This is a genomic window from Roseateles sp. P5_B10, from assembly GCF_056400485.1.
Map to the genome: position 1 here is coordinate 1 of NZ_JBFULE010001583.1, position 613 is coordinate 613.

Sequence of the window (613 nt, forward strand, 5' to 3'; positions counted from 1 at the left end):
GGGAACCAGCCGCTCAACGGACAGCGCATCGAGCTCATCCGAATGAAGGTTGGCAACGTCGGGCGCCGTTGGCGCGTCCTGGTACTCGCGGAGATGTGCCAGCAGCTTGTCATGACTATCCGCAGGAAGCGCCGACTCGGGCTTGGGCGTCTTTAAAGGGGCGAAGCCATGACGTTCCCACAGAGACACGACCAGGTCATTCGAGCCACCCGGCGGCCGCGACGCAAGCTTGTGCAACCCCWTCTGGCGTTCAGCTTCGCTCGCAGTTGCAAAGACGTCGTTGATCCTGCACAAGTCGACCTTGAGGTCATGCCCCCAAACGAAGTCCTGCTCCTTCGTCAGAAACGGCTGCGCGCACCTCCGATGCAGCTTGTCGCTGGAGACGAAGACGTTGCAAAACGGCAGATAGAAGAGGTAGGCGATGTCCGCCCGATTGGACGCACGCTCAGCAGCAATGAGTTTGGCTGCCAGCGAAATTTGGAAGAAGAGTTCGACCATCAGGACGTGAGCGGCGTAGCTGGCGTGCTGAGCCAGCGGCGGCCATCCGGCAGCCTCCCAGCGCTGCGCAATCGGCTGGTGCAAGCGTCGAGGCACGTCGAGGAAGGCCAAGAGC

At 61.6% G+C, this 613-nt stretch carries 1 protein-coding gene; it reads right to left on the reverse strand.

Annotated features, from left to right (window positions below):
• Positions 1 to 613: hypothetical protein (locus tag AC1DU6_RS34705; RefSeq protein ID WP_477863058.1), on the reverse strand; the 613-nt coding region annotated here is incomplete at both ends.